Origin of the sequence: Nitrosospira sp. NpAV, assembly GCF_000832065.1 — a bacterium.
Lineage (GTDB): Bacteria > Pseudomonadota > Gammaproteobacteria > Burkholderiales > Nitrosomonadaceae > Nitrosospira.
Window position 1 is genome coordinate 1 of record NZ_JXQM01000077.1, and the last position, 499, is coordinate 499.

Sequence of the window (499 nt, forward strand, 5' to 3'; positions counted from 1 at the left end):
GTGCCCGAGCGCTTCGCGATAGCTCAATGGCTCGATAGCAATACTGGAAAGTGACATGGCATGTCCTGAAAATTAGATGTAGCTCAACAGTATTAGGAGGGCCGGAAGTAGCATATGATTTGACTACCGGATAACCCGTCCCCCTGCACTCCGCTTTCAACCTAGGCCAAAAGCTCTCTTCGGACGATTTCAGCCCCGGCACTTAACGTATGTAGTTTGCCTCTTGCCACCTGACGCGATAAGGGAGTCATGCCACAGTTGGTAGCGGGATAAAGCTTGTCAGCATCCACAAACTCAAGTGCTTTACGCAAGGTGTTAGCCACCTCCTCGGGCGTCTCAATGTTGTTGGTGGCCACGTCAATGGCGCCCACCATCACCTTTTTACCCCGTATAAGCTCGATCAAATCCATCGGAACACGGGAGTTTTGGCATTCCAGCGAGATGATGCCAATGCTGGATTGTTGCAGCTTGGGAAAGATTTCTTCATATTGACGCCACT

1 pseudogene is annotated in these 499 nt (G+C 50.7%); it reads right to left on the reverse strand.

Features of this window, described 5'->3' with window-relative positions:
- Positions 1-161 precede the first annotated feature (161 nt).
- Positions 162-499, reverse strand: a pseudogene (locus tag SQ11_RS15380) (methionine synthase); the annotation flags it as partial.